This window comes from Planomonospora sp. ID82291 (genome assembly GCF_015711645.1).
Lineage (GTDB): Bacteria > Actinomycetota > Actinomycetes > Streptosporangiales > Streptosporangiaceae > Planomonospora.
This window is the reverse complement of sequence record NZ_JABTEX010000001.1, coordinates 1719300-1745239: the sequence shown is the minus strand read 5'-3', so window position 1 is coordinate 1745239 and position 25940 is coordinate 1719300. Positions and strand designations below refer to the sequence as shown.

General features: G+C 72.8%; 21 protein-coding genes. 5 read left to right on the top strand and 16 right to left on the bottom strand.

Going from position 1 to position 25940, the window contains the following annotated elements; genetic code table 11:
- Positions 1–17: 17 nt before the first annotated feature.
- A complete protein-coding gene (locus HS045_RS07685) occupies positions 18–1883 on the top strand; it encodes a DUF4434 domain-containing protein (protein WP_196450427.1) in 1866 nt (621 codons plus the stop codon).
- Between the two features lie 22 nt (positions 1884–1905).
- The gene (locus tag HS045_RS07680; protein ID WP_068898346.1) at positions 1906–2571 is read left to right on the top strand and encodes an NUDIX domain-containing protein; all 666 of its coding nucleotides are present in this window, start codon (positions 1906–1908) and stop codon (positions 2569–2571) included.
- 12 nt (positions 2572–2583) lie between these two features.
- Here the strand turns inward: HS045_RS07680 and HS045_RS07675 are convergent, their stop codons facing one another.
- Positions 2584–3207: a Uma2 family endonuclease gene (locus HS045_RS07675; RefSeq protein WP_230883859.1), complete on the bottom strand. Its 624-nt coding sequence runs from the start codon at positions 3205–3207 to the stop codon at positions 2584–2586.
- A gap of 82 nt (positions 3208–3289) precedes the next feature.
- Here HS045_RS07675 and hisC point away from each other — a divergent pair, with 82 nt between their 5' ends.
- Complete coding sequence (hisC, locus tag HS045_RS07670) at positions 3290–4351, top strand: histidinol-phosphate transaminase (protein WP_196450424.1); 1062 nt, start codon at positions 3290–3292, stop codon at positions 4349–4351.
- Positions 4352–4369: 18 nt separating this feature from the next.
- Here the strand turns inward: hisC and HS045_RS07665 are convergent, their stop codons facing one another.
- From HS045_RS07665 to purD, 7 genes are all read right to left on the bottom strand, one after another.
- Positions 4370–5320: an EamA family transporter gene (locus HS045_RS07665; RefSeq protein ID WP_196450423.1), complete on the bottom strand. Its 951-nt coding sequence runs from the start codon at positions 5318–5320 to the stop codon at positions 4370–4372.
- Between the two features lie 251 nt (positions 5321–5571).
- Positions 5572–6801 (bottom strand): GTP cyclohydrolase IIa, encoded by a 1230-nt coding sequence (locus tag HS045_RS07660; RefSeq protein WP_196451098.1) that lies wholly within the window; start codon positions 6799–6801, stop codon positions 5572–5574.
- A gap of 283 nt (positions 6802–7084) precedes the next feature.
- Positions 7085–8353 (bottom strand): UDP-N-acetylglucosamine 1-carboxyvinyltransferase, encoded by a 1269-nt coding sequence (gene murA, locus HS045_RS07655; protein ID WP_196450422.1) that lies wholly within the window; start codon positions 8351–8353, stop codon positions 7085–7087.
- A gap of 116 nt (positions 8354–8469) precedes the next feature.
- Positions 8470–9306, bottom strand: coding sequence for a phosphoribosylaminoimidazolesuccinocarboxamide synthase (locus HS045_RS07650; protein WP_196450421.1), 837 nt, complete (start codon positions 9304–9306; stop codon positions 8470–8472).
- A 22-nt stretch (positions 9307–9328) separates the two neighbouring features.
- Complete coding sequence (locus tag HS045_RS07645; protein ID WP_196450420.1) at positions 9329–10516, bottom strand: type II toxin-antitoxin system HipA family toxin; 1188 nt, start codon at positions 10514–10516, stop codon at positions 9329–9331.
- Positions 10513–12138: a DUF262 domain-containing protein gene (locus HS045_RS07640; RefSeq protein ID WP_196450419.1), complete on the bottom strand. Its 1626-nt coding sequence runs from the start codon at positions 12136–12138 to the stop codon at positions 10513–10515. The genes HS045_RS07645 and HS045_RS07640 overlap by 4 nt, the downstream gene beginning before the upstream one ends.
- A gap of 293 nt (positions 12139–12431) precedes the next feature.
- A complete protein-coding gene (gene purD, locus HS045_RS07635) occupies positions 12432–13667 on the bottom strand; it encodes a phosphoribosylamine--glycine ligase (RefSeq protein WP_196450418.1) in 1236 nt (411 codons plus the stop codon).
- A 484-nt stretch (positions 13668–14151) separates the two neighbouring features.
- On the opposite strand from purD, the gene corA reads away from it, so the two are divergent.
- A complete protein-coding gene (corA, locus tag HS045_RS07630) occupies positions 14152–15270 on the top strand; it encodes a magnesium/cobalt transporter CorA (protein ID WP_196450417.1) in 1119 nt (372 codons plus the stop codon).
- 101 nt (positions 15271–15371) lie between these two features.
- Here corA and HS045_RS07625 read toward each other — a convergent pair whose 3' ends face one another.
- From HS045_RS07625 to fbaA, 7 genes are all read right to left on the bottom strand, one after another.
- Positions 15372–17315: an ABC transporter ATP-binding protein gene (locus tag HS045_RS07625; protein ID WP_196450416.1), complete on the bottom strand. Its 1944-nt coding sequence runs from the start codon at positions 17313–17315 to the stop codon at positions 15372–15374.
- 68 nt (positions 17316–17383) lie between these two features.
- A complete protein-coding gene (locus tag HS045_RS35330) occupies positions 17384–17509 on the bottom strand; it encodes a hypothetical protein (protein ID WP_255531662.1) in 126 nt (41 codons plus the stop codon).
- Between the two features lie 53 nt (positions 17510–17562).
- Entirely contained in the window at positions 17563–20226 is a 2664-nt protein-coding gene (lanL, locus tag HS045_RS07620; RefSeq protein WP_196450415.1) for a class IV lanthionine synthetase LanL, read from the bottom strand.
- Between the two features lie 244 nt (positions 20227–20470).
- Complete coding sequence (locus HS045_RS07615) at positions 20471–21403, bottom strand: glycerophosphodiester phosphodiesterase family protein (RefSeq protein ID WP_196450414.1); 933 nt, start codon at positions 21401–21403, stop codon at positions 20471–20473.
- A gap of 66 nt (positions 21404–21469) precedes the next feature.
- Positions 21470–22753: an adenylosuccinate synthase gene (locus tag HS045_RS07610; protein WP_196450413.1), complete on the bottom strand. Its 1284-nt coding sequence runs from the start codon at positions 22751–22753 to the stop codon at positions 21470–21472.
- Between the two features lie 149 nt (positions 22754–22902).
- Complete coding sequence (locus HS045_RS07605) at positions 22903–23322, bottom strand: DUF3151 domain-containing protein (protein WP_196450412.1); 420 nt, start codon at positions 23320–23322, stop codon at positions 22903–22905.
- A 139-nt stretch (positions 23323–23461) separates the two neighbouring features.
- Positions 23462–24484 carry a class II fructose-bisphosphate aldolase gene (gene fbaA / locus HS045_RS07600; protein WP_196450411.1) on the bottom strand — a complete coding sequence of 341 codons (1023 nt, stop codon included), beginning with the start codon at positions 24482–24484 and terminating at the stop codon, positions 23462–23464.
- Between the two features lie 275 nt (positions 24485–24759).
- On the opposite strand from fbaA, the gene HS045_RS07595 reads away from it, so the two are divergent.
- The gene (locus HS045_RS07595; protein ID WP_196450410.1) at positions 24760–25203 is read left to right on the top strand and encodes a hypothetical protein; all 444 of its coding nucleotides are present in this window, start codon (positions 24760–24762) and stop codon (positions 25201–25203) included.
- A 55-nt stretch (positions 25204–25258) separates the two neighbouring features.
- Here the strand turns inward: HS045_RS07595 and pyrE are convergent, their stop codons facing one another.
- Positions 25259–25795 (bottom strand): orotate phosphoribosyltransferase, encoded by a 537-nt coding sequence (gene pyrE / locus HS045_RS07590; protein WP_196450409.1) that lies wholly within the window; start codon positions 25793–25795, stop codon positions 25259–25261.
- Positions 25796–25940 lie beyond the last annotated feature (145 nt).

The window sequence follows — 25940 nt, the reverse complement described above, 5'->3', positions numbered from 1 at the left end:
ACGGTAGTGTCCTGAACGTGCGCTGGCTCACGGCTCTCCTCGGCGTGGCGATCCTCGCGGCGGTGGCGGCGGTCGTGATCGTCCTGCGGTCCGGCGACCCCGCAGGCCCCGGCGGCCCGGCCGGCGACGGATCGCGGGCCGCCTCGGCGACGTCGTCCGCGCCCGCGCCGTCCGCCTCCCCGACGCCCTCCGCCGCCCCCTTCACGGACCCGTGTGGAACGTTCGACACCGCGATGCGCACGCCGTACGCGGTGACCGGGTACTGGCTCATCCCGACGACCGACCACTGCACCTGGCGCAGCCAGTTCGCCGCCATCCACGGGGTCGGCGGCGACACCGTGATCCGGATCGGCTGGGGCCTGCAGGCCCGCCGCACCGACGGCGACGGCCGGGTCCTGGACTCCGCGGGGGCGGTCGACCCCCGCTACGAGCGGTGCGTGGAGGACGGGCTGTCGTGCGTGGCCGCGGCCGAGCGCGACCTGCGGGCGCTGAACCCGGGCAACCGGGTGAGCTGGACGTTCGTCTACCGGACCGACGAGGCGTTCGGCCCGAAGCTGTTCCGCTGCCCCGAGGTCGAGAAGAAGATCGATGTGGGCCGGCAGGTGTTCTACCGGATCGTCGCGCCCGACGACGGCAGCGACGACGGCAGCTGCGGGAACCTCTCCGCCCGGGGCCGCGGCTACCACGTGATCCTGGTCGCCGCGGCGCACCAGGACAGCCTCACCGAACTGCTCGACCTGGGGGACCGGTTCGGCGTGAAGGTCTTCCCGGCCCTGCCGCTCGCCCCGCGGGACCCGGTGCAGGCCACCCGGGCCTCGGAGCGGGGCATCGACACGCTCACCACGCTCACCCGGCGCATCCTGCAGGACTACGGCGACCGCTTCGCCGGCCGGGCCTCGCTCGGCGGGTTCTACCAGCCGTTCGAGCTCCAGATGCGGGACATGTCCTACACGGGCGCGCCGGAGGGCGCCGAGGACGCGGAGGAGGACCATCCGACGCTCAGGGTCTACGCCTCCCAGCACCGGATCGTGGAGCAGGTGATGCCGGACAGGCCCGTCCTGGTCAGCCCCTACCTGGAGGCGCGCAAGGAGAAGAGGTTCAGCGCCACGCCCAAGGAGGTGGCGGCGGGCTTCGAGGCCATGGCCAGGACCGGCGTGGGGATCATCGCGCCGCAGGACAGCCGGGGGACCGGCAAGGTCGGGCTGTTCTGGCCGGACGAGCGGGACGAACCGGTGGACGAGCGGCTCCGCCCGGTGGTCGGCGAGAGCACCAACGGCGAGGCCTACCACGGCTCGACCCGAGACTACTACCGGGAGATGGCCGCGGCGCGGGCGCGGATGGTCGAGCAGGGCCACGACGTGCAGCTCTGGGCCAACGTGGAGGCGTTCGAGCCGTCCGGGACCGAGGCGTGCGGCACCCGGACCGGCACCCGCGGACGCACCGGCAAGGACCGCCTGGACCAGGCCGTCACGCAGGTCGGCCGCTACGTCTCCAAGGTCGTCTCCTACATGTGGAGCGACTTCTTCACCTGCGGCTCGCCGTCGCTGGCGGAGGAGGTCGCCGCCGACGCGGGCCGGCCGATCCCGGTGGACGCCGTCCGGGCGGGGCGGGACATCCGCGACGGCATCGAGATCCGGGGGTACGACCTGGTGACGGGCGGGACGGCGACGCTCACCTGGGAGGGGCAGGACGCCCCCAGGACCGTCGAGATCGCCGGGGTGGACCTGTCGGAGCCGCCCCCCGACACCCCCGCCCGGCTGATGACCGCCTGGGTGCCGTTCGACTGGACGCAGGTGCCCGCCGACACGTGGGTGCGGATCGAGGTGGCGGCCCCCGACGGGAGGCGGGCCGCCGAGCCGCTGCACGTCCGCATCGATGTCTGAGCGGTGTAACGTGCCTGCCGTGGTGGTGCCCCGCATTCCCGTCAGCGTGGACCTGGTCGTGCTCACGGTGCGCTGCCAGGCGCTGAGCGCGCTCGTCTGGCGCCGGGACAGACCTCCCTACGAGGGGCACTGGGCGCTGTCGGGCGGGTTCATCCAGCTCGACGAGGACCTGCCCGCCGCCGCGGCGCGCGTCCTGGCCGAACGGGCCGGCCTGCCGGGCGCCCCGGTCCACCTGGAGCAGCTGCAGACCTACGGCTACCCCGACCGCGACCCCCGCCAGCGGGTGCTGAGCGTCGCCTACCTCGGGCTCGCCCCCGACCTGCCGGCCTCCACCGAGGCGCACATGAGCTGGCAGCCGGTCGCGGCCCTGACTTCGATGGCCTTCGACCACCGGCGCATCATGGTGGACGGCGTCGAGCGGGCCCGCGCCAAGCTGGAGTACAGCTCGCTGGGGGCGGCCTTCTGCCCGCCGGAGTTCACCGTCGCGGACCTGCGCCGGGTCTACGAGATCGTCTGGGGCCGGCCGCTGGACCCGCGCAACTTCCACCGCAAGGTCACCAAGGCCGAGGGGTTCCTCATCCCCACCGGCCGGACCACCACCCGCGACGGCGGACGCCCCGCCAAGCTCTACCGCCGGGGCCCGGCGGAGAACCTCCACCCGCCGATGCTCCGCTCGCTCAAGGACTGAAGGGCGGTCCGCTCAGAACCCGTCGATCTCCGTCAGGTCGATGTCGAGGGCGAAGGGCGCGTCGAGCTTGAGCCTGCCGCGGTGGATCCCGGTGGCGACGTAGCTCCTGGTCGCGGCGTCCAGCTCGTAGACGTGCACCACGGGCCGGTCGCCGTCGTTCTCCACCAGCCAGAAGTGGGGGATGCCGCTCTCGGCGTAGAGCCGGGGCTTGCGCTCGCGGTCGCGGATCTCCGACTCGGCGGAGACGACCTCGACGGCGAGCACGACGTCCTGCGGTTCATAGGTGGTCTGCCGCGCCCCCCGGACGGCGTCGGCGCGCACGACCAGGAGGTCGGGCTCGGGCCGCTGCCGCCTGCCCAGCGTCACGGTCATCTCTCGGCGGACCGCCAGATCGCGGGGGACCGCGCGCCGCAGGCCGCTCTCCAGGAGGAAGAGCGTCGACATGTGGAAATTGGTCTGGGGGCTCACGAAGACGAGAGTGCCATCGATGAGCTCGGTGTGCGGAGGGATCCCGGGAAGCCGGTCCAGGTCGTCGGCGGTGAAGCCGGACTGCGGCGGGAGGACCCAGTCGGGCAGGGGGTCCCACGCCGACGGCTCCGGGCGGAGCTCGGTCTCGGACAGCGGTGCGGCGCTCATGTCGTCCTCCCGGTCGGGCATGCTCGTGCCTCCAGTCTCCCAGGGTGGTGCCCCGTCCGTCCGCTCCTCATAAGGTAAGGCCATGCCTCGTTTCCGCGCGATCCTGGACACGATGCCCGCCTACAGGCCGGGCAAGGCCGTGGTCTCCCCCGACGGCCGGTCCTACAAGCTCTCCTCCAACGAATCCCCCTACGACCCGCTGCCCTCGGTGGTCGAGGCGGTCGCGCGGGCCGCGACGGAGATCCACCGCTATCCCGACCCCGCGGCGACCGCCCTCACCGAGGCGCTCGCCGAGCGGTACGGCGTGCCGCCCGAGCACGTCGCGCTCGGCGCGGGCTCGGTCACCGTGGCCCAGCAGCTCTTCGCGACCGTGAGCGAGCCGGGCGCCGAGGTGGTCTACGCCTGGCGCTCCTTCGAGGCCTACCCGGTCCTGGCCGACCTGGCCGGGGCGACCTCGGTCCGGGTCCCGCTGGCCGGGGAGACCCACGACCTGGAGGCGATGGCCGCGGCGATCACCCCCGCCACCCGCATGGTCTTCGTCTGCAACCCGAACAACCCCACCGGCACGGTCGTGCACGCGGCCGAGCTGGCGGCGTTCCTGGACCGGGTGCCGCAGGACGTGCTCGTCGTGCTGGACGAGGCCTACCGGGAGTACGTCAGGGACGCCGGCGTGACCGACGGCCTGACCGTCTACCGCGAGCGGCCCAACGTGGCCGTGCTGCGCACCTTCTCCAAGGCGTACGGCCTGGCGGGTCTGCGGGTGGGCTACCTGATCGCGAACGAGCCGGTGGCGGCCGCCGTGCGCAAGACGACGGTGCCCTTCGCGGTCAACCACCTCGCCCAGGCCGCCGCCGTCGCGTCCCTGGCGGCCGAGGACGAACTGCTGGAGCGGGTCGACGCGGTGGTGAAGGAGCGCACCCGCGTCCGCGAGGAGCTCCTTGCGCAGGGCTGGACGGTGCCCCTCACCGAGGCCAACTTCGTCTGGCTCCGGCTGGGCGGGCGCACGCTCGACTTCGCGCGGGCGTGCGCGGCCGAGGGCGTGGCCGTGCGCCCCTTCGAGGGCGAGGGCGCGCGGGTCTCCATCGGCGCCCCGGAGGCCAACGACACCTTCCTGGCCGCCGCCGCGGCGTTCAGGAACGCCTGACCCGCCCCGCGCCCGCGGCTACGCGGGCGCGGGCTCCGGTTCGGTCTCGTGCTCCGGGACGGCGCGCCTGCCGCGCCGCTCGGTGGAGACGACCAGCGCGACGCCGACCACGATCACCAGGCCGGCGGCGATCATCGGACCGGTCACCGGCTCGCCCAGCACCAGCGCGCCCAGGGCGACCGCCACGACCGGGTTGACGTAGGCGTAGGTGGAGACCAGGGAGATGGGCGCGTTGCCCAGCAGCCACACGTACGACGTGAAGGCGACCAGCGAGCCCATCACGACCAGGTAGGCCAGCGCGCTCCAGGACCGTCCGGAGACCGCGGAGGGGTCCAGGCGCTCGCCCGTCGTCAGGCCGATCAGCAGCAGCCCGGCGCCGCCCGCCGCCATCTCGATCGCGCTTGCGGAGAAGGGGTTGGCGGGCATCGGGATCCGGCCGGACAGGAACGACCCGACCGACCACGAGACGGACGCGAGCAGGATGATCACGATGCCCGCGCCGTCCGAGGCGGCGTCCCCGCCGGCCAGGGAGAGCCCGGCGACCCCGCCGAACCCGATGAGCACCCCGGTCAGGGTGAGCACCCGGGGCCGGTCGCGGGCGGCGATCCGCAGCACCACCAGCCAGAGCGGGACCGAGGCCACCAGCAGGGCCGCCAGCCCGCTGGAGATGTGCTGCTCGGCCGTCGCCACCATGCCGTTCCCGCCGGTCAGCAGGAGGAGTCCGACGAGCGCCGCGCCGCCCGCCTCGCGGGCGGTCATCCGGAAGGCCTCCCGGCCGCGCAGGGCCAGGATCGCGGTGGCCAGCACCAGGCCGGCCGCGATGAAGCGCATGGCGCCGCTGAGCAGCGGGGGGATCGTCTCGATGACGATCATGATGGCCAGGTAGGTGGAGCCCCAGACGACGTAGACGATCGTCAGTGCGCCCCAGACGAGGAGTGATGTGCGCTTGTCAGCAGCGTCGGGACTCATGGCACATGACGATACCGGTCGGGTGCGACGGGACGCTCGCGGGTTCCGGACGGTGAGAACGCCGCCGACCGGACGGAGCAGGGGTCCGGACGGTGAGAACGCCGCCGACCGGACGGAGCAGGGGTCCGGACGGAGCAGGGGTCCGGACGGTGAGAACGCCGTCGACCGGACGCGATGGGACGCCGGCGGGTTCCGGACCGGGAGGACGCCGCGGCGCCCGCCGGGGAGGCGGGCGCCACGGACCGGTGGTCCTAGCGGGCGCCGAGTTTCTCCACGATCAGCCGGTAGAGCTGGCGGGGCCGTCCCGGCTGCGGGGTGCGGTTCGGCGGGAGCGGCCACGCGAGTCCCTCGTCCACCAGCGTGCGCAGCAACCGCCGTGCCGTCCGCGAGGTGACGCCGAGCATCTTGCCCGCGCCCTCGGCGTCCACCACCGTGTCCCCGTTCTCCAGCTTGGCGGCCAGCCGGGCCAGCACCTCCACGCCCTTGGGTTTGGCCGTGCCGCCGTGCAGGGGCGTCCGGGGGGCGGGGACCAGCGCCCGCCCCTCGCGGTCCACCGCGAAGCCCTGGACCTGCTTGCCCGTCTGGGTGCGGGCCAGCGCCGCCCGGGCGTGCGCCTCGGCGTCATGGGTCGTACGGCCCATGCCGACGCCGACCTCCACGGCCAGCCCGAGCTCGTCGCGGACCCGCGCGGCGAACGGGAGCACCCGGAACCCCTCGGTGGCGGTGGCCACCGAGCCGCGCGTCGCGGTGACCATGTAGCTGTGGTCGTCGATCGCCGTCACCGTGGCGTTGATCCGGTTGGCCTCCTGCACCAGCAGCCGGTGGAGCGACAGGCGCAGCTCGTCGCGCCAGTGGCGGGGCGCGGCCCGCCGTACCGGCTCGCGGAGGGTGGGGACCTCGACCAGGACGACGGTCAGCTGCGACTCCTCCAGCCGGTGGTGCGCACCGAGCAGCGCCGCGGTGTGCAGCGCCGTCCGGACGGCGGCGGAGGTCGGGCGGACCCGGACCACCGGGACGTCGGCCGCCTGCAGCCGCTCGGCGACGGCCGGCAGGCAGGTCAGCGCGCCGGTGGTGCTCCCCTGCCGCGCCAGGCGCTCGTGGAAGGCCGCGATCGTGCCCGCGGCGCCCGGCTCGTCGCGGCTGTGCACCTCACCGCTGGGCAGGCCCAGATCGGTGTAGGCCTCCTCGACGTCCGCCCGGCTCAGCACGTCCACGCTGATCCGGCGCGGGTCGATCCGGTCGTCCATCACGGCCCGGCCCAGCGCGGCGATCAGCGCGGCCCCGCCGAGCTGGACGTACGTCGCCGGCATCGTCAGCGCTCCCGAGCGCCGGGCCAGATCGTAGGGGATCGGGCTGGCGAACAGGCAGGCGTCCACCCCGCCGCCCAGTCGGGCGACCTTGTCGGGCGCCTCCTGCTCGTCCCGGTAGGCGGCGGCCACGAGGCGGCAGGGCAGGGGCGCCGCCGCGTGGCCCATCAACATCACCCGCTCGACGAGGTCGTGGGGGCCCACCACACCGATGGTGAGATCCGGTGTCAGGGCACCCGTGCGTGACACTCGTGGAGCTTCTTCGGCCCGCTCGACCAATGTTCGTTCCCATCATGCCGTCCGTTTGTTTTCGGCTCTCTTTTGGAACGATCGCTCGTCGGGACCGTAATGTCACGCCCGATTTAGTGTCCACCTGGGGACAACCTGTGGGGCTAAAGCCTTAACCCGTCCTATCCGTACAGGTCAAGATGGTTATAGAGCGGTTGAAACCCATCGATTATGAGGGTGAAATCTCCTGCACCACATCGGCGCCCAGGGACTGCATGCGCTCGGCCAGATATGAGTGGCCGCGGTCGATGAGATAGCCGGACTCGATGACCGTTTCCCCCTCGGCGGCGAGGCCGGCGAGAACGAGCGCGATTCCCGAGCGGAGGTCGTGCGCGGTCACCTGCGTGCCCTTCAGCGGGGTCGCACCGTGGACGACGGCGCGGTTCTCCGTCACCGCGATGTCCGCGCCCATCTTGTTGAGCTCGCTGGCCAGTGCGAACCGGCCGTCGAAGATGCGCTCGTGGATGTAGCTGGCGCCGTCGGCGAGGCAGGCGACCGTCATGATCGGCGACTGCAGGTCGGTGGCGAACCCGGGGTAGGTGTCGGTGATCACGTTGATCGGGCGCAGCGGGCGGTCCCGGCGCACGTGGAGCACCGCGCCGTGGTCGGCGAACTCCACCCCCATCTGCTCCAGCTTGTAGCGGACCACGCCGAGGTGGTCGAGGTCGGCGCCGACCAGGTTGACCTCACCGCCGGTGATGGCCGCGGCCATGGCGAACACGCCCGCGTCGAGCCGGTCGGGCATCACGGTGTGCTCGACGGCCTGGAGCTCCTCGACGCCCTCCACGGTGATGAACCCGGTGCCGCCGCCGCTGATCTTCGCACCCATCCGGGTCAGCATCTCGATGACGTCGAGGACCTCGGGCTCCAGCGCGGCGTTCTCGATCACGGTGGTGCCGCGTCCGAGGGCGGCCGCCATGATGAGGTTCTCGGTGCCGGTGTGCGAGGGGGTGTCGAGGTACAGCTTGGCGCCGGTGAACCCGCCGCTCTTGACGCGGATGACGGTGTCCTCCTCCTCCACGGCCGCACCCAGGCGCTTGTAGCCCAGGTAGTGGAAGTCGAGGTTGCGGCTGCCCAGGTTGCAGCCGCCGACGCCCTCGATGACCGCCTCGCCGAGGCGGTGCAGCAGGGCGGGGACGAACAGCACCGAGCCGCGGAAGCGGCGGGCGATCTCCGCGGGCAGCACCGGGCTGGTCAGCCGGGAGGCGTCGATCACCAGCGTGCGCTCGGCCTCGTGCAGCTCGACCTTGGCGCCGATGGACTCGGCCAGTTCCACCGCTCGGCGGACGTCCTCGATGATGGGGACGTTGCGCAGCACCGTGCGGCCCTTGGCCGCGAGCAGTGCCGCGCCGATCATCGGCAGGACGGCGTTCTTCGCGCCCTGGATGAATGCGGTTCCACGCAGCGCGTTGCCACCGCGCACACGGTAACGGACCATGCGTCTTGCTCCTTGCAGATGGGGAGGTGTGACTCGTGCGCCGGGGGGACGGCAGCCGAAGTGTCGGCCCAACAGTAGCCGGTGGACACCCCGTGCCCGGTCACTTCGCCGAGGCACTACCCCGTGAACGATCGGCCAGTCAGTCTCTCGTACGCCTCCACGTAACGGGCACGGGTCCGCTCGACCACCTCCTCCGGGAGCGGCGGCGGAGCCTCGCCGGAGGCGCGGTCCCAACCGGAGGCCGGGGAGGTGAGCCAGTCGCGGACGTACTGCTTGTCGAAGGACGGCTGCGAGCGGCCGGGCTCCCACGCGTCGAGGGGCCAGAAGCGGGAGGAGTCGGGGGTCAGGACCTCGTCGCCGAGGGTCAGCGCGCCGTCGGCGTCCCAGCCCAGCTCGATCTTCGTGTCGGCCAGGATGATGCCGCGCTCCAGGGCGGTCTCCGCACCGCGCCGGTAGACCTCCAGCGTGATCCGGCGCAGCTCGTCCGCCGTCTCCGCGCCGACCTCGGCCACGACCCGCTCGAAGTCGATCGGCTCGTCGTGCTCGCCCACGGGGGCCTTGGTGGAGGGGGTGAAGACCGGCTCGGGGAGCCGGGACCCGTCCACCAGTCCGGGCTCCAGCCGGATCCCGGAGACCGCGCCGTCGCGCCGGTAGTCGATCAGGCCCGAGCCGGTCAGGTAGCCCCGCGCGACGCACTCCACCGGCACCATGCGCAGCGGCCGGCACAGCACGCTCCGCCCGTCGGGGCCGGGGGCGACCACGTGGTTGGGCACGACGTCGGCGAGCCGCTCGAACCACCACAGCGACATCCGGGTGAGGATCGTGCCCTTGTCCGGGATGTCGGGGGTCAGGACGTGGTCGAAGGCCGAGATGCGGTCCGAGGCGACCATCAGCAGCAGACCGTCATCGGTCTGGTACAGGTCGCGGACCTTGCCGGAGTGCAGGTGCTTCACGACCCAAGTCTGACAGGAGGGCTCAGGACTCCTTGAGGAGGGGAAGGCTTCGCAGCCGTTCCTCGATGTGGGCGGCGACGAAATCCGGGACGGGGCAGCGCTCCCCGACCTCCGGCCAGGAGCCGGCCATCGCGGCGGCGACGTCCCGCGCGGCGGCCGCCACCGCGTCCGGGTCGGCCCCGACGGTCTCCGCGAAGCCGCGGAAGTGCTCCAGCGTGATGTACCGGGTGTCGGGCTGGCCCGCCAGGGAAAGCGTCAGGACGTCCCGCCGGAAGCCTTCATAGGACATGACGGAGACGAAGTCGTAGGCGGGGGAGAGCCCCCGGAGCCGTCCCCCGGGATACTGCAGCGACCAGTTCTTCAGGTGCTCGTCGATGTTCCCCATCACCACGCAGGCGGCCAGCCGCCGCACGTACTGGTCGAGGTCGCCCGGGCACTCGCGGTGGATGATCCGGCCCACGTCCTCGGCCCGGCCGCGATCCTTCTCGTACGGCAGCAGCCCGAAGACCTGGGCGAAGTCCTCCTGGTGGACGCGCCCGCCGCCGGACCGGTCGAAACGCCGGATGGCGAAGGCCGTCCCGCCGACGGTCGTCAGCTCGGCGGGGACGTTCTCCAGATCGCCGACCGGGACCAAGGTGTGGTCGGGCACCTCGATCCCGGCGAGCGCCGCCCAGGTCATCATGGCGTGCTCGTTCTCCGGGAGGAGGCCGTGGCTCCGGCTGGGGAACTTCACGATCCAGTCGCCGCCGACCCCGACGTACCGGAATCCCGCGGGCGTCCGGGCCATCGAGAGCTTCACCTGCATGCCGGCCAGGGAGAAGCTCATCTTCTGCGCGCCGGAACGCGGGGCCTCGTCGTCCGCCGGGGCCTCGGGGGCGGTGTCCTCACTGATCACCCGGACGGCCCCGGGCAGGTCCTGCCCGAGGTGGACGAGCAGGGCGAAGTCGCTGACGGACTTGAGTCCGAGCTGGGCGGTGACCAGGCGGCGCAGCCCGGACTCCCGCTCCGGGAGCAGGTTGGCGAACCACGGCGGCAGCTGACCGCCCGGAGGGTTCTCGACCTTCCGCGGGTTGTACTCGTAGTGCAGGCCCAGCACGGGCCGGTCCGGCGCGCGGTCCAGGTAGCGGAAGGAGACCTTCCCCGCCCGCTGCTCCAGCACGCCGACGACCCGGTCGCCGATCAGGACCCGGGCGGTCGTCCGGCCGCTCATCCGGCGTCTCCGGGGATGATCAGGCTCGTGAGGTCAGGACCGTCGGGGAAGCCGAACAGGGCATTCTCCTGGACGTGGTCGGCGATGGCCGCACGGACGAGCTCGGCCCGATGGGCGGCGAACTCGCGCTCTCGGCCTCGGCGCAGCAGGGTCAGGCCCTCGGCGTCGATGAGGTGGCTCTCAAGGACCCCGGGTTCGAACCGTTCATGGAACAGCGCCCGGTGGATGTCCGCACCGGACACCGCCTGGGGATGGACCACCCGGTCGGCCAGAAGGCCCCCAGGAACCTTCCCGCCGAGGACAGTGATCTTCACTAAGGGGAGTGGTTCCGCTTCCATCAGCCTGTTCGGATCCATCACCGTGCTGGCCCGGTCATCGAACTCGCTGGTCCGGCCAATGATCCGAGGACGGAGGGAGAACAGGCCGAGAAGATTGACCTTTGCCTGCACCTGATCGAGGTGGACGGCGTTCAGGTCGGGTTCCCATGCTTCGTACGGCGGAAGCAGAGCGAGCAGCCGGTCCGCGCTGGACACGGGATCCCCCTCGATTACCTGGTCGTACTCGCGCAGTGCCGCAGTATCGCCGCGCGGGGCCGCACCGAGGACCGCGCCGCGCCAGATCCAGCGCCGAAGGAGCTCCGCGGCTCGCCCCCGCGGGGGGCCGAAGAGAACGACGAACCGGGTCAGGACCGGGAGGACGAACGGGTAGGGCAGCAGCCGCAGGTGAGGGATGCCCGCCTCGTCGCGGAGGAAACCGATGGTCGCTTCCAGCGCTCGTGCGGTGACCCGTAGGACCCTGTCCCGTTCCTTTTCCCCGGCAGGGCCGGTGAGGAGTTCCCTGCTGTCGTCTCCGTGCTGGACAGCGAGGATCGACTGGGTGAGAAGGCGCTCTGGAAGCGCGCCGAAGCCTGTGTTCCTGACGGCTGAGATCAGCATGTCGAAACCGGAGGGAGCGGTCTGCACGGAGGCCCGCCGAGCCGCCTCGATCTCCTCGTGCCGCAACGCGGTGCCGGAGGTGTTGATCCTCTGGAAGACCTCGGCATAACGGGAAAGGCCGGCGCCGTCTCCCTCGAGAACGTACATGGAGATGGGGAAGTCGCGCACGGCTGTCACCACGGTGTCACATCGCGCCACCTCGGCACCGGTCAGCCACGGACGTTCGCGTTGCCAGGCCAGTGTCGCGGCGGTGTCCAGCGCCATTGACATCGGGAACCAATGGTCGGGAGCCTGCTGGTTCAGCTCGGCGGAGGTGAAACCGTTCCTCCGGGGATCGAAGAAGATCCTGAACCGTGGATCGGCCGTCTCCTGCGAGGCGGCGAGAACGCCCACCAGACTGACGACGCGCTGCTGGCCGTCGATCACCCACAACGCGTCCGGCCTGGCTTCTACGGCAATCGTCAGGGGCCCTATTCGCAGGGTCTCCGCATCGGCGGGCCTCTGCCAGACGATCAGGCTTCCGATGGGATAACCCTGGAGGACGCTTTGGAAGAGGTCCAGGACGTTCTCGTGCCTCCAACCGTAGGGACGCTGGAAGGGCGGGATGCGAATGCGGCCGGACAACGTCCACTCGACGAGTTGGGCCGGCCGTGTCTGCTCTATTCTCGGCCGGATGGCCATGGCCATGTCCGCACCTCCTGCTGGTCCGATCAATGCTAGGTGGGAAACGCCCGTCTATCCGGCCTTTGAAGTGATGAGGGTGACGAACGGGATGTCGAGGATGAGAGCCGACGGAGAGGGCGCGTGGGCTCAACGGGGCGGTCGCGACGCCCTGACCGTTGAGACGGGTAGGGGGAGATCGCGGAGCGCTGCCGCCGTCCATCGGAGCCGCGGAAGGGGATGCGGGACAGGCTGCCACGGAGGGCGGCTTCCCGCTCCGCAGCGCCCCGAACGGCCGCTGCGGAGCACTGCAGGCCTGTCTACAGGGCCTGGGCGGCGATGTCGGTGCGGTGGTGGGAGCCGCGCAGCCGGATGCGGCCGACCAGCTCGTAGGCGGCGGCGCGGGCCGCGGCGACGTCGGGCCCGGTGCCGACCACGCTGAGCACGCGCCCGCCGGCCGAGACGACCCGGCCGTCGGCGCCTGCGGCCGTGCCGGCGTGCAGCACGTAGGCGCCCTCGACCTTCTCGTCGAGGCCCTCGATCACGTCGCCCTTGACCGGGTCGGCCGGGTAGCCCTCCGCGGCGACCACCACGGTCACCGCCGCGCCGCCGCGGTAGGACAGGGGACCGAAGGACTCCAGCTCCCCGGTCGCGCAGGCGAGCAGCAGCCCGGCGAGCGGGGTCTCCAGCCGGTCCAGCACGACCTGGGTCTCCGGGTCGCCGAACCGCGCGTTGAACTCGATCACCTTCGGGCCGCCGGAGGTCAGCGCCAGGCCGACGAAGAGGACCCCGGTGTACGGCGTGCCGCGCCGGGCCAGCTCCGCCACCGTCGGGACGACCGTCTCGGCCATGACCCGCTCGGCCAGGTCCCGCGGGGCCCACGGCAGCGGCGTGTAGGCGCCCATGCCGCCGGTGTTGGGACCGGCGTCGCCGTCGTAGGCGCGCTTGTGGTCCTGGGCGGGCAGCAGCGGCACGGCCGTGGCGCCGTCGCAGAGCGCGAAGAGCGAGACCTCGGGGCCGTCGAGGAACTCCTCGATGACGACCCGGCCGCAGGCGGCGGCGTGCCGGAGCGCCTCGTCGAGGTCGCCGGTGACCACCACGCCCTTGCCGGCGGCCAGCCCGTCGTCCTTGACCACGTACGGCGCGCCGAACTCCGCGAGGGCGGCGGCGGCCTCCTCGGGCGTGGCGCAGGTGCGGGACCGGGCGGTGGGCACGCCGGCCGCGGCCATGACCTCCTTGGCGAAGGCCTTGGAGCCCTCGATCCGCGCGGCCTGGGCCGACGGGCCGAAGCAGGCGATCCCCGCCTGCCGCACCGCGTCGGCGACCCCGGCGACCAGCGGGGCCTCGGGGCCGACCACGACCAGGTCCGCCCCCAGCTCCACCGCCAGCGCGGCGACCGCGGCCGGGTCGGCCGGCGCCACCGGGTGCAGGGTCGCGACCTGCGCGATGCCCGCGTTTCCGGGAGCACAGTGGACCTCGGCGACCTGGGGGTCTGCTGTCAACGACCGGCACAGGGCGTGTTCACGCCCGCCGGATCCGATCACAAGAATGCGCACGCGCGAGAGCCTATCGGCCGCGGCCCGCGTCGTTCCGTCCACGGCCCGGGGACGGAACGACGCGGGTGCCGCCGGGCCGGGGAGGGTGTTCCGGGGCCGGGAACGCCGGGCCGGGGAGGGCGTTCCGGGGCCGGGAACGCCGGGCCGGGGAGGGCGTTCCGGCGCGGGGAGCGGCGGAAGGGGAGGCCCCCGGGCGGCGGTGATTTCCGGTGACGCCTGATCGTCCGCGGCGGCCGGGGGTAGGCTGGAAGCCGTTCCCCCGTTCTGTGGTAGATTTGGGCGTCTTTGCGTGCCTCTTACCGATTGGAGGTGGTTCGGGATGTCCTCTGGTGATCCCAGCAGTACGTGCCCGCGCACGTCGTCGTGCGCAATCTCGACCATTTCTTCAATCGGTGCCCGATCTGCCCTGCGCGCATTCCGTTCGAACTGAGGTGACATCGCTTCGCGCGTGGATAGGTGTCAGGTTGGGCGGGAAAGGCATGTCATGCGTTCCTCGCTCCTTTTTCCCCGTATTCGGCACGTGCGCACGGTCCGTGCGCCCCACGCTCCCTCCGTCCCGGTCCGTGACCGCCTGAACGGCACCTGCGTCCCGCCGAGCGAGTCCCTCGTCGAGTACGCCGCCTACGTCGGCGGCAAGCGGGTCGAGGCCCTGGGCATCCCGGACGCCCTGGAGCTCGTCCGCGCGCACAACGCCGGCCGGGAGAAGGCCGACGCCTTCGTCTGGGTCGGCCTGCACGAGCCCGACGCCCCCGAGGTCGAGTGGCTGGCCGAGGTCTTCGACCTCCATCCGCTCGCCGTCGAGGACGCCGTCAAGGCTCACCAGCGGCCCAAGGTCGAACGCTACGACGACTCGCTCTTCGTGGTGCTGAAGACCGTCGCCTACCTGGAGCACCCGGAGCTGACCGCGACCAGCGAGATCATCGGCACCGGCGAGATCATGGCCTTCGTCGGCCCCGACTTCGTGGTGACCGTGCGGCACGGCCGCTACTGCCCGCTGGCGGAGGTGCGCGAGCGCCTGGAGGCCAAGCCCAAGCTGCTCGGCCGGGGCCCGACCGGCGTGCTGCACGCCATCGCCGACCACGTCGTGGACCGCTACCTGCACGTGGCCGACGACATGCAGGCCGAGCTGGAGGAGGTGGAGGCCATGGTCTTCGCCGACGTCAGCGCCCGGGACATCAGCCGGATCTACAACCTCAAGCGCGAGATGATCGAGCTCAAGCGGGCGGTCACCCCGCTCCAGTCGCCGCTGTCCACGCTGGCCCAGCGCCGGATGATCCCCTCCGAGATGCGGGAGTACTTCCGCGACGTCGTCGACCACCTCGCCCGCGTCTGCGAGCAGGTCGAGTCGTCCAACGAACTCTGCAACTCCGTGCTGCAGGCGGCGCTCGCCCGCTCCAACGCCCTCGCCAACGAGGACATGCGCAAGATCTCCGCCTGGGTGGCCATCATGGCCGTCCCCACGATGATCGCCGGGATCTACGGCATGAACTTCGAGCACATGCCCGAGCTCGACTCCGTCTTCGGCTACCCGATCGTGCTCGGCGTCATGGCGATCGCCTGCACCCTGCTCTACCGGGGATTCCGCCGCAACGGCTGGATGTAGGGGCCGGGACCGCGAGCCTCCGGTGCGGGCGGCTCCGGACACGGCTTCGGGTGCGGCTCCGGACACGGCCCCGGGGCGGAGCGCCGACCGGCCGGTCCGCGTCAGGCGGCACCGGTCTGGGCGCGCACCATCCGCGCGTACAGACCGTGCCGGTCGCGCAGGAGGTCCGGGCGGGTGCCCTGCTGGACCACCTGCCCGCCGTCCAGGGCCACGACGGTGTCGAAGGACTCCAGCACACCGAACCGGTGGGTGATCATCACGGTCGTCCGTCCCCGCCGTTCGGCCAGGACCGCCCCGACCACCTCCGCCTCGGTGATCGGGTCGAGCGCGGACGTCGCCTCGTCGAGCACGAGCACGGGCGTGTCGGCCAGCAGGGCGCGGGCCAGGGCGATGCGCTGCCGCTCGCCGCCGGAGAGCAGCGCGCCCCGCTCGCCCACCGGGGAGTCGTAACCGCCGGGGAGCGCCGCGATCCGGTCGTGGACGCCGGCGATCCGGCAGACCCGGACCAGGTCGCCCGCCGTGGCGCGGGGGGCGGCGTACCGCAGGTTCTCGGCGACGGACCCCTGGAAGAGGAAGGGGTCCTGTACGGCGATGCAGATCCGGCCGGGCAGCGGCGCACCGATCTCCGCCCCGTCGAGCAGGACCCTCCCCTCGGCCGGCGGGTGAAGACCCGCGAGCAGGTGGCCCAGCGTCGTCTTGCCGGACCCGCTCGGGCCGACGAGCAGGGTGGCGGATCCGGCCGGGATGTCGAGGCTCACGCCGGACAGCGCGGGACGGTCCTCCCGCGCCCCGGGGTAGCGGAAGCAGACCTCGCGGACGGTGAGCGCGCCGGATCGGCGGGCCGGGTCCCGCCCAGGCTCCCGTTCCGCCTTGTCCTTCGCGTCCTTTCGTCCCCGCTCCGTTCGGAGGTTCCGCTCCCGCTCCGCTCGGGGCTCGCGTCCCCGCTCCGCTCGGGGCTCGCGTCCCCGCTCCGCTCGGGGCTCGCGTCCCCGCTCCGCTCGGGGGGCGTGTCCCGGATCCGCTTCCGGCCGCAGGTCGAGGTAGCCGAAGGCCCGCCGGAAGGCCCCGTGGACGGAGCGGAGGTCGGTGGAGACCTGCAGCATCCGCCCGAGGGGCTGGTAGGTCCTGGCCTGCAGCACGGTGAAGGCGGCGAGGGTGCCCGGGGTGATCCCGTCCGTCGCGCCGGCCGCCAGGAAGACCAGGTAGGGGGTGAGCGTGAAGAAGACGTGGCCCGCGCTCATCACCCACTGGGCCGTCATCCCCGAGCGCACCTCCAGCCGTGCCAGCCGTTCGCTCTCCGCCGCGAACCGGGCGGCCTCGTCGTCGCGCCTGCCGTGCACCCGGGCCAGGGCGGTGCCGCCGGGAGAGAGGCGCTCGGCGACGACGGCGGAGAGCTCCGCCCGGCTGCGCTGGCCCGCGACCGAGAGCCGCTCCAGCGCCCGTCCCGAGCGGGAGAACACCAGCAGGACGAGCGGGGCGAGCACCAGGGCGGCGCCCGCCAGCGCCGGGGACAGCAGGAACATCGCGCCCGTCGCGGCGGCGAAGCCGACGACGGTCAGCAGGATCTCGGGCAGCGTGTCCCTGACCGCGCGTTCGATCTGCGCGGTGTCGCCGGTCAGCCGTGCCTGGATCTCACCGCTCCGCTCGGTGGCGAAGAAGGAGAGCGGCATGCGCTGGACGCGGCCGAACATCTCCGTCCGCAGCGTGTGCACCACCCGCTGCGCCACGCGGCCCGTCAGCCAGGCCTGCCAGAGGTCCAGGGCTCCCATCCCGCAGGCCAGCGCGGCCGCGGCCGCGGCGAGCAGGGCGAGCAGGGGCAGGTCGGGGCCGCCCGCGCCGAAGAGCGCGCGGTCGAAGACCGCCTGCGTCAGCAGCGGTACGGCGGCGCTCAGGACGGAGTAGGCGACGAGGACCAGGACGACGAGGCAGAGCGCGGACCGGTGCGGCGTGAACAGCCGTACGATCCTGCGCCGGGTCCCGGGATCCCGAGGGCCTCGGCCCCGGGGGGTCTGCGGACCGGAGGGGGAGCGGTCGGGCACGGCCACGCTGTTCCTTCTCTGGAGGACGGGGAGGGGCTCCGCCCGCCCGGGACCGGGCGGGCGGAGCCGTCACATCAGAAGTCGCCGCCGTTGGTGCAGCCGAACCACTGCTGCGTCTTGCAGTTGGTCGCGCGCCCCGCCTCGTTGCCGGCGGGCTCGCGCTCGGGGAGCACCTGCAGGTCCTGGATGTCGAAGGACATGGTCGTACCTCCTTGTCGTGGTGGAGGGGCCGCCCTGTGCGGTCCCCTTACCGTCACCGTCCCCCGGCGGGGGAGGTGGGTTCGAGGGCGTCGTCGAGCATCCACAACCGGGGACGCCGCTGACGCAGCCGGAGGAGGAAGGCGACGGTGCCCGCCGTACCTCCGAGGAAGGCCGGGCCGGGGCGGTCGCCCCGGTCGGAGACGAGCAGCAGGCCGGAGTGCTCGGCCGCCCGGGTCTCCAGGCAGGCGGCCAGGTCCGCGGCCTGGAGGCGGTAGCGGTCGTCACCGGTGAAGTCGGCCATGTCGAGCAGGAACTCGGCGTCTCCGGGAAGCCCGTGGCACCACGCCGTGTCCGACCGCCATCGGGTGCGGTGCACCGCCGCCGCCGCGGCCCGGGCGAGGACCAGGCTGCGCTCGTCACCGGTCGCGTTCCAGTGCCGCACCAGGAAGGAACCGATCCCCGACGATCCGCTGCACCAGTGCGGCCAGCGCGGACGCGTGCTCTCCGGCTCGGCGCGGAGCGTGGCCCACCAGGCGGTGTCGCCGTCGAGGTCCGCGTAGGCGGAGAGGGCGCGGGCGATCCCGTCGGCGGTCGCCGCCCAGTCCGGCCGGTCCAGGACCAGGCTCGCGTGGAGCAGCGCGGTCCCGATGCCGGCGATGCCGTGCGCGAAGCCGAAGTGGTCGGCGCCGGCGAGGCCGGAGTCGAAGTCCGCGGGCGTCGGCCAGTGCGGATGCCCGTCCAGGGAGGAGCGCGCGTCGTGCAGGTGCTGGAAGGTCGCGGTGGCGCGTTCCCGCAGCACCGGGTCCCCGGTCCGCAGCGCGAGGTGCAGGACCGCCATGCCGCAGCCGGCCAGTCCGTGGGTGACGTCGGGGCTGGGGTGGTCCGTCGGCAGCAGGGCCGCCGCGCGCACCGCGAACCGCGCCAGGTCCGCGTCGCCCAGGGCCGTGGCCGCGTCGTACAGCGCCCACACCGCTCCGGAGCGTCCGAAGTACAGGCCGGGCCGCCACTCGTCCTCCTCCGCCAGCCGCCGCCGCAGCCGCCCGGAGAGCGCGGTGACCGCGCCGGCCGTGTCCGCCTCGGGCAGCGCCCGGGTCAGCACGCCGAGGAGTCCGGCCGCGCCGCCGCTCACCGAGCACGGATCCGGCTCGTCCCCGGAGGCCGGGCCCGGCCACGGTGACAGGCCGTCGCCGAGCGCCTCCACCGTCTCCACCAGGTGCGCGATCCCATCGCCGATCAGGCGGTCGACCGACCCGGGGGCCCGGCTCCCCGCCCCGGACAGGGGCGTCGCCGGGGTGAGCCCGGCGAGGAAGCGCTCGCACCGCTCCAGCGGCCAGCGCCGTTCGGGCTCCGCCGCCATCAGGCCCTCGACAAGGGGGCGCAGCAGGGCCAGCGTGGGGTTCGCCTCGGACACCGCCGCGATCCGGGACGGGGTCGACGGGTCCGGGTCCGCGCCGACCGCCAGGAAGTACACCACGGCGCCGAGGGCGTAGAGGTCGGCGCTCGCCTCCGGCGCGGGCCGGAACCTCTTCCAGTGGGCCGCCAGTTCCGGAGCCAGGTAGCCCCGGGTCCCGCTCACCATGACGACGGTGCCCGGCACCGCGGCGCACTCCGGGTCGATGAGCCGGAGGCCGCCGTCGGGCAGCACCATGACGTTGTTCGGCGACAGGTCGCGGAACACGAGGCCGTGCTCGTGCACCGCCCGCAGCAGTCCGACCAGCCGGCCGGCGATCGGCAGCACCCGCTCCACGCGGTCGCCGAACCCGTCGGCCCCGAGCGGGCCGGCGTGCCGGCCCGACCAGCGCTGGAGCGTGGTCCCGGGAAGGAACTCCTCGACGAGGAAGGCGTGCCCGCCGTGCTCGAAGAAGTCCACCAGGGCGGGCACCGCCCCGCTCCCGGCCAGCCGCTCCAGGACGGAGTGTTCCAGCCGGATGCGGTCCCGCGCGTCCCCGCCGCTCAGGTCGGCGCAGGCGTGCGGGCGGCCCTCCTTGACGACCACCTGCCTGCCGGTCTTGGTGTCCTCGGCGAGGTACACCCCGCCGCGGTTGGCGTGCCGTACGGCTTCGCGGACGACGAACCGGTCGTTCAGCATGACCGCGCCGGCTCCGGGACGCCGCTCCGCCTCCGGGGCCTCGAACGGGCAGGCCGCGAACGGCGGCGGAGAGTACCGCGGCAGCCGCTCGTCGAGCACGAACCGGCCCTCCGGGGAGCGCAGCCTGATCTCGTAGAACCCGTCGTTGCCCAGTACCCGGTGACCGCCGAAGGCGCCGTAGCGGTAGTGCACGATCCCGCCGGGCCGGTAGGGGCGGTCGGAGAGGATCGCGGGGCCGGGCAGGCCCAGGGTGGCCTCGTCCAGGAGCGCGGCCAGGCGCACCGCCTCCGCGTCGTCGCGCGGGTAGACGGTGACGAACTTCCCGGCCTGCGCCCGGCTGCAGTGCGCTTCGAGGAGCTCCCAGTAACCGCTCAGCCGCGCGGGGAACTTGAACGCGCAGCCCGCTCCGACGAGGACGCGCGAGACCCGGGAGAGGACCACAGGGGCGGAGAGCATCGTCGCGGAGACGTGCAGCTTCCATCCCTGACGGGGGAGGACGCCCCCTTCCGGGGTGACCCTGCACCAGAAGTCGTCCTCGGCGGTCGACCACCCCCGGTCGCCGGCGCGGCCGAGTTCGGCGGCCACGATGTCCCGGAGGAGGTCGAGGTCTTCCGCAGCGGTGGTCACCTGGTCTCACTCCCGGTCGCCGTGGGTCGCCGTACATGTGAACGGGCGGAGCGAGGATTCCCCGGAGGACCTCCGGCTCTTTCCGTCCTGCGAGTGAGGTTTGTTCAGTTGTCTTGCAACCGACTTGAATCGTACTTGGGTCCAGGTGAGCGCTTTCTGGTCTGCCGGGAAAGGGCGGATTCTGTCAGAAGAAAGCGGGTCCGCCCGCAGCGGGAAGTAATGGCCCGGGAGGGAGACGGCGGGGTCAGACCGCGGCGGTGGGCCGGCCCGGGAGGGAGAGCGGGGTCGGCAGGGAGAGGCCGCGCCCGGCCCACAGAGCGCGCATCCGGTCGGGGTAGTCGGTGACGATCCCGGCCACGCCGAGGTCGAGCAGCTCCGCCGCACGGCCGGGCTCGTTGACGGTCCACGGGACCACCGGCAGCCCGGCGGCGTCCGCCCGCTTCATGAACTCCCCGTCCACCATCACGTGCTCCGGCGAGACCGCGGTGCCCCCTGCCGCCGCGGCGGCGGCCGGGACGTCACCGCCGAAGTCCGCCAGATCCAGGCCGTTCAGCCACGCGCTGCCGAGCGTGTCCAGCTCGATCAGGGCGTAGCGCTGCGCACGCGGGGCGAGCTCCCGCGCGGCGGCCAGGATCCGCCAGTCGAAGCTGAGGACCGCGGTCCCGCCCAGCCGGTCGTGCCGGTCGAGCTCGGCGACCACCAGCTCGGTGAACTCCCGCGGGTCGGCGGTCAGCTCCGGCCGGGTCGGGTCGGACTTGAGCTCCACGTGCAGCCGCACCCCGTCGGCGCCGTAGGCGTCCACCAGGCCCAGCACCGCGCTCAGCGTCGGCATCCGGGTGCGGGGCACCGGGACCTGGGTGGCGGCGAAGCGGTCGCCGGGGTCGCGCGGCAGCCGGATCCCGCACTCCAGGGTGCGCAGCTGCGCCAGGGTGAGCGCGCCGACGGGCCTGCCCACATAGGGGAAGAGCGGGTCGTCCGCCCAGGCCGGGCCGGTGTCGGCGCTGGTCACCCGGGAGACGGTGAGGTCGTGGGTGAGCACGAGCCGCCGGTCGGCCGTCAGCGCGACGTCGAGCTCCAGCGCGTCGACGCCCAGTTCCAGGGCGTGGGCGAGCCCGGGCAGGGTGTTCTCCGGGCGGAGCCCTCGGGCTCCGCGGTGACCGTGGATCTCGGCATGCACACCCCGGACCCTACCGAGTGGCCGCGCCGGGCGGCTCCGCACCGGCGGAGACGCCCGGCGGGCGGCTCAGATCAGCGGGCGGAGCTGGAGGGTCTCGGTGCGGCCGGGACCGACGCCGATGGCGGAGATCGGCGCGCCGCTCAGCTCCTCCAGGGCCCGGACGTAGGCGCGGGCGTTGGCGGGCAGGTCGTCGAAGGACGTGGCGCCGGAGATGTCCTCCTGCCAGCCGGGGAACTCCTCGTAGACCGGCGTGGCGTGGTGGAAGTCCGTCTGCGTCATCGGGATCTCGTCGTGGCGCACGCCGTCCACCTCGTAGGCCACGCAGACCGGGATCTTCTCCAGGCCGGACAGCACGTCCAGCTTGGTGAGGAAGAAGTCGGTGACGCCGTTGATCCGGGTGGCGTAGCGGGCGATCACCGCGTCGAACCAGCCGCAGCGGCGGTTGCGGCCGGTGGTCACGCCGTACTCGCCGCCGGTGGTGCGCAGCCAGTCGCCCGTCTCGTCGGTGAGCTCGGTCGGGAACGGGCCGGAGCCGACCCGGGTGGTGTAGGCCTTCAGGATGCCGATCACCCGGCTGATGCGGGTCGGCGGGATGCCCGCGCCCGCGCACGCGCCGCCCGAGGTCGGCGAGGAGGAGGTGACGAACGGGTAGGTGCCGTGGTCGATGTCGAGCAGGTTGCCCTGCCCGCCCTCCAGCAGCACGACCTTGCCGTCGTCCAGCGCCCGGCTCAGGATCAGCGAGGTGTCGGCGATGTGCGGCTTGAGGCGCTCGGCGTAACCGAGGTACTCCTCCAGGACCTTGGCCGGTTCGAGCGACCGGCGGTTGTAGATCTTGGTGAGGATCTGGTTCTTCTCGCCGAGGGCGACCTCGATCTTCTTCTGCAGGATGCCCGGGTCGAGCAGGTCCTGGACCCGCACGCCCATCCGGTAGATCTTGTCGCCGTAGGCCGGGCCGATGCCGCGGCCCGTCGTGCCGATCCGGGCCTTGCCGAGGTAGCGCTCGGAGACCTTGTCGAGGGCCTTGTGGTGGGGCATGATCAGGTGCGCGTTGGCGGAGATCAGCAGCCGCTCGGAGGAGACCCCGCGGGCCTCAAGGCCCTCGATCTCGCTCAGCAGCACACCCGGGTCGATGACGACGCCGTTGCCGATCACCGGGACGACGTTCGGCGACAGCACCCCCGTCGGCAGCAGGTGCAGGGCGTACTTCTGGTCGCCGATGACGACCGTGTGGCCCGCGTTGTTCCCGCCCTGGTATCTGACGACGTAGTCAACCTTGTCGCCGAGCAGGTCGGTCGCCTTACCCTTGCCTTCGTCGCCCCACTGGGCGCCGAAGAGAACGACAGCCGGCATCGTTAGTCTCCCACCACAAAACGAAACCCCTGGCGCAATCGCGACAGGGGCTCTTGCGAGGAGAGAATACCCGACCGGCTCCGGAAAGGGGATCGCCCCTCCTGCCGGAGGGGGATCCCCCGCGTGCGGACCGGGCTCTCGGCGACCGGTCAGCGGCCGGCCAGCGCGGCGTACGCCTCGGCGCTGGAGTCCTTCAGGAAGGTCATGCAGCGCTCGGCCTCGTCCTTCTCCCCGATGCTCTGCGCGGCCCGGGCCAGGGCGTACAGGCAGCGCAGGAACCCGCGGTTGGGCTCGTGCTCCCAGGGGATCGGGCCGTGGCCCTTCCACCCGGCGCGGCGCAGCTGGTCGAGTCCGCGGTGGTAGCCGGTGCGGGCGAACGCGTACGACGTCACCGCGTGCCCCGCCGCGAAGTACTCCTCGGACAGGGCGGCCCAGGCCGCCGGATGGGCCGGGAAGCTCGCGGCGACGTCGGACGACTTGGCCCCGGACGCCAGCGCCTCCCTGGCCTCGGGCAGGTCCGGGAGCAGGGTGGGCGGGGGGCCGGCGAGAAGGTTCTCGTGGGATTCCATGGTCTTCTGGCGCGCCCGGCCCGCCCGGTGAGCGGGTCGGAGGAGCCGTCCCTCCTCTTCGGGGTCTCGTCGGCCCGGAGCGGCGGGCGGGCGCCGGTGGGGCGCCCGCCCGCCGCTCCGGGCCAGGGGATGGGGCGGATCAGGTGAGCTTGGTGCCCGCGGACTTCAGGTGCCGGCAGGCCTCGGCGACGCGCGCCGCCATGGACGTCTCGGCGGCCTTGCCGTACGCGCGGGGGTCGTAGGCCTTCTTGTTGCCGACCTCGCCGTCCACCTTGAGCACGCCGTCGTAGTTGCTGAACATGTGCGCGGCGATCGGGCGGGTGAAGGCGTACTGCGTGTCGGTGTCGATGTTCATCTTGACCACGCCGTAGGAGATCGCCTCGTGGATCTCCTCCAGCAGCGAGCCGGAGCCGCCGTGGAAGACCAGGTCGAACGGCTTGTCCTTGCCGAACTTGGCGCCGACGGCGTCCTGGATCTCCTTCAGCACGCTCGGGCGGAGCTTGACGTGGCCCGGCTTGTAGACGCCGTGCACGTTGCCGAAGGTCGCGGCGAGCATGTAGCGGCCCTGCTCGCCGACGCCCACCGCCTCGGCGGTCGCGATCGCGTCCTCGGCGGTGGTGTAGAGCTTCTCGTTGATCTCGCCGACGACGCCGTCCTCCTCGCCGCCGACGACGCCGATCTCCATCTCCATGATGATGTTGGCGCGGCGGCACTTGTCGAGGAGTTCCTTGGCGATCTCCAGGTTCTCCTCCAGCGGTACGGCGGAGCCGTCCCACATGTGCGACTGGAAGAGCGGGTCCTGGCCCCTGGCCACCCGCTCCAGGGAGATGTCGACCAGCGGGCGCATGAAGCCGTCCAGCTTGTCCTTGGGACAGTGGTCGGTGTGGAGCGCGACCGTCACGGGGTACTTCGCCGCGACGACCCGGGCGTACTCCGCCAGCGCCGTCGCGCCGGTCACCATGTCCTTGACGGTGGTGCCGGACAGGAAGTCGGCGCCGCCGGTGGAGACCTGGACGATGCCGTCGCTCTCGGCTTCGGCGAAGCCGCGCAGCGCGGCGTTCAGGGTCTGGGACGAGGTCACGTTGATCGCCGGGTAGGCGAAGCCGCCGGCCTTGGCGCGGTCGAGCATCTCAGCGTAGACGTCTGGGGTCGCGATAGGCATCGTTTCAACTCCCTGGAAGAAGGCAAGTGCGAATCGGCCGAGCCTGGCGGAACCCTCGCGGGACACGGCCCAACAGCCAGTATTCCTCTTTACGCCCCGACCCGGTAGTTTCGCCACTCCTCGGCCCCGGTGGGTCGCCCGCCCGGCCCGGTGGTGCCGGGGCCGGCGACCGGATCCGGGTCAGTGCTGGTCAGAGGGCTGGACGGGGGGCCGCCCGGGGGGCCGGGCGCGGGGCCGGTGACGGACCCGCCGCCGGTGCCGCTACCCTCCAGTGTGTGGGACGCCACAGGTCCGACCCGATGGGCATCGCCCGCCTCGCCCTCGCCGGGCTCGCGGTGCTGGCCCTGTTGTTCCTGATCGCGCTGGGCGGCAGGTCGCTGATCGGCGCGCTCGGCTCCGGGCCCGCGTCCGCCACCCCGGCCCCCGCCACCTCCGCCATCCCCTCCGCCACCCCGGCCCCCTCCGCCGCCTCCGGCCGGGTCCCCACGGTGCTCGTCGAGTGCGTCGAGGAGAGCTGTCCCACCGTCTTCCTGAAGGTGGCCGGCGGTGACGTGCTGCACGACCGGGAGATGGCCCGCGGGGAGCAGACGCAGTCCTTCGACGACAAGGTGGACGTCGTGCTGACCGACGCGTCCACCGTCCGCGTCCAGGTGAACGGCGCCGTGCGCCCCCCGGGCGGACCCGGGGAGCGGCAGGAGTTCACGGCCGCCAGGAAGTAGGGCAGGAGGCAGGCGCTCCGCGCCCCGGACGCCGTCTCCCGGCGCGCGGGACGCCTCAGGACAGGCCCAGGTCCTCCAGCGTGTAGGCGGTGCGGTACGGCAGGCCGGCCGCGGCGACGGCGGAGGCCGCCCCCCGGTCCACGATCGTGGCGACCGCCACGACCTCGGCGCCCGCCTCGCGCAGCGCCTCCACCGCGGTCAGCGGTGATCCGCCGGTCGTGGAGGTGTCCTCCACCGCCAGCACCCGGCGCCCGGCGACGTCCGGCCCCTCGATCCGCCGCTGCATGCCGTGCGCCTTGGCCGCCTTGCGGACCACGAACGCGTCGAGCGCGCGGCCCCGCGCCGCCGCCGCGTGCAGCATGGCCGTCGCCACCGGGTCGGCGCCGAGGGTCAGGCCGCCCACGGCGTCGTAGTCGAGGTCGGCGGTGAGATCCAGCATCACCCGGCCGACCAGGGGGGCCGCCCTCCCGTCGAGGGTCACCCGGCGCAGGTCCACATAGAAGTCCGCCTCCTTGCCGGAGGACAGCACGACCCGGCCGTGCACGACGCCCTTGCCCTTGATCTCGGCCAGCAGGTTCTCACGATCGCTCATGGCACCAAGGGTAGGGCCGCCCCCTGCGGCGTCCCCGCGCCGGTCGGAGGTCGCGGTCGGAGGCCACCGGAGGCCACGGTCGGAGGTCGCGGTCGGAGGCCACCGGAGGCCACGGTCGGAGGTCGCGGCCGAAGGCAAAGCCCCG

Excerpts from the sequence above, each read along its gene's own strand:
- HS045_RS07675 (WP_230883859.1), bottom strand. The coding sequence starts at position 3,207 with ATGAGCGCCGCACCGCTGTCCGAGACCGAGCTCCGCCCGGAGCCGTCG.
- hisC (WP_196450424.1), top strand. The coding sequence starts at position 3,290 with ATGCCTCGTTTCCGCGCGATCCTGGACACGATGCCCGCCTACAGGCCG.
- HS045_RS07665 (WP_196450423.1), bottom strand. The coding sequence starts at position 5,320 with ATGAGTCCCGACGCTGCTGACAAGCGCACATCACTCCTCGTCTGGGGC.
- HS045_RS07660 (WP_196451098.1), bottom strand. The coding sequence starts at position 6,801 with ATGTTGATGGGCCACGCGGCGGCGCCCCTGCCCTGCCGCCTCGTGGCC.
- murA (WP_196450422.1), bottom strand. The coding sequence starts at position 8,353 with ATGGTCCGTTACCGTGTGCGCGGTGGCAACGCGCTGCGTGGAACCGCA.
- HS045_RS07645 (WP_196450420.1), bottom strand. The coding sequence starts at position 10,516 with ATGAGCGGCCGGACGACCGCCCGGGTCCTGATCGGCGACCGGGTCGTC.
- HS045_RS07640 (WP_196450419.1), bottom strand. The coding sequence starts at position 12,138 with ATGGCCATGGCCATCCGGCCGAGAATAGAGCAGACACGGCCGGCCCAA.
- corA (WP_196450417.1), top strand. The coding sequence starts at position 14,152 with ATGCGTTCCTCGCTCCTTTTTCCCCGTATTCGGCACGTGCGCACGGTC.
- HS045_RS35330 (WP_255531662.1), bottom strand. The coding sequence starts at position 17,509 with ATGTCCTTCGACATCCAGGACCTGCAGGTGCTCCCCGAGCGCGAGCCC.
- HS045_RS07610 (WP_196450413.1), bottom strand. The coding sequence starts at position 22,753 with ATGCCGGCTGTCGTTCTCTTCGGCGCCCAGTGGGGCGACGAAGGCAAG.
- HS045_RS07605 (WP_196450412.1), bottom strand. The coding sequence starts at position 23,322 with ATGGAATCCCACGAGAACCTTCTCGCCGGCCCCCCGCCCACCCTGCTC.
- fbaA (WP_196450411.1), bottom strand. The coding sequence starts at position 24,484 with ATGCCTATCGCGACCCCAGACGTCTACGCTGAGATGCTCGACCGCGCC.
- pyrE (WP_196450409.1), bottom strand. The coding sequence starts at position 25,795 with ATGAGCGATCGTGAGAACCTGCTGGCCGAGATCAAGGGCAAGGGCGTC.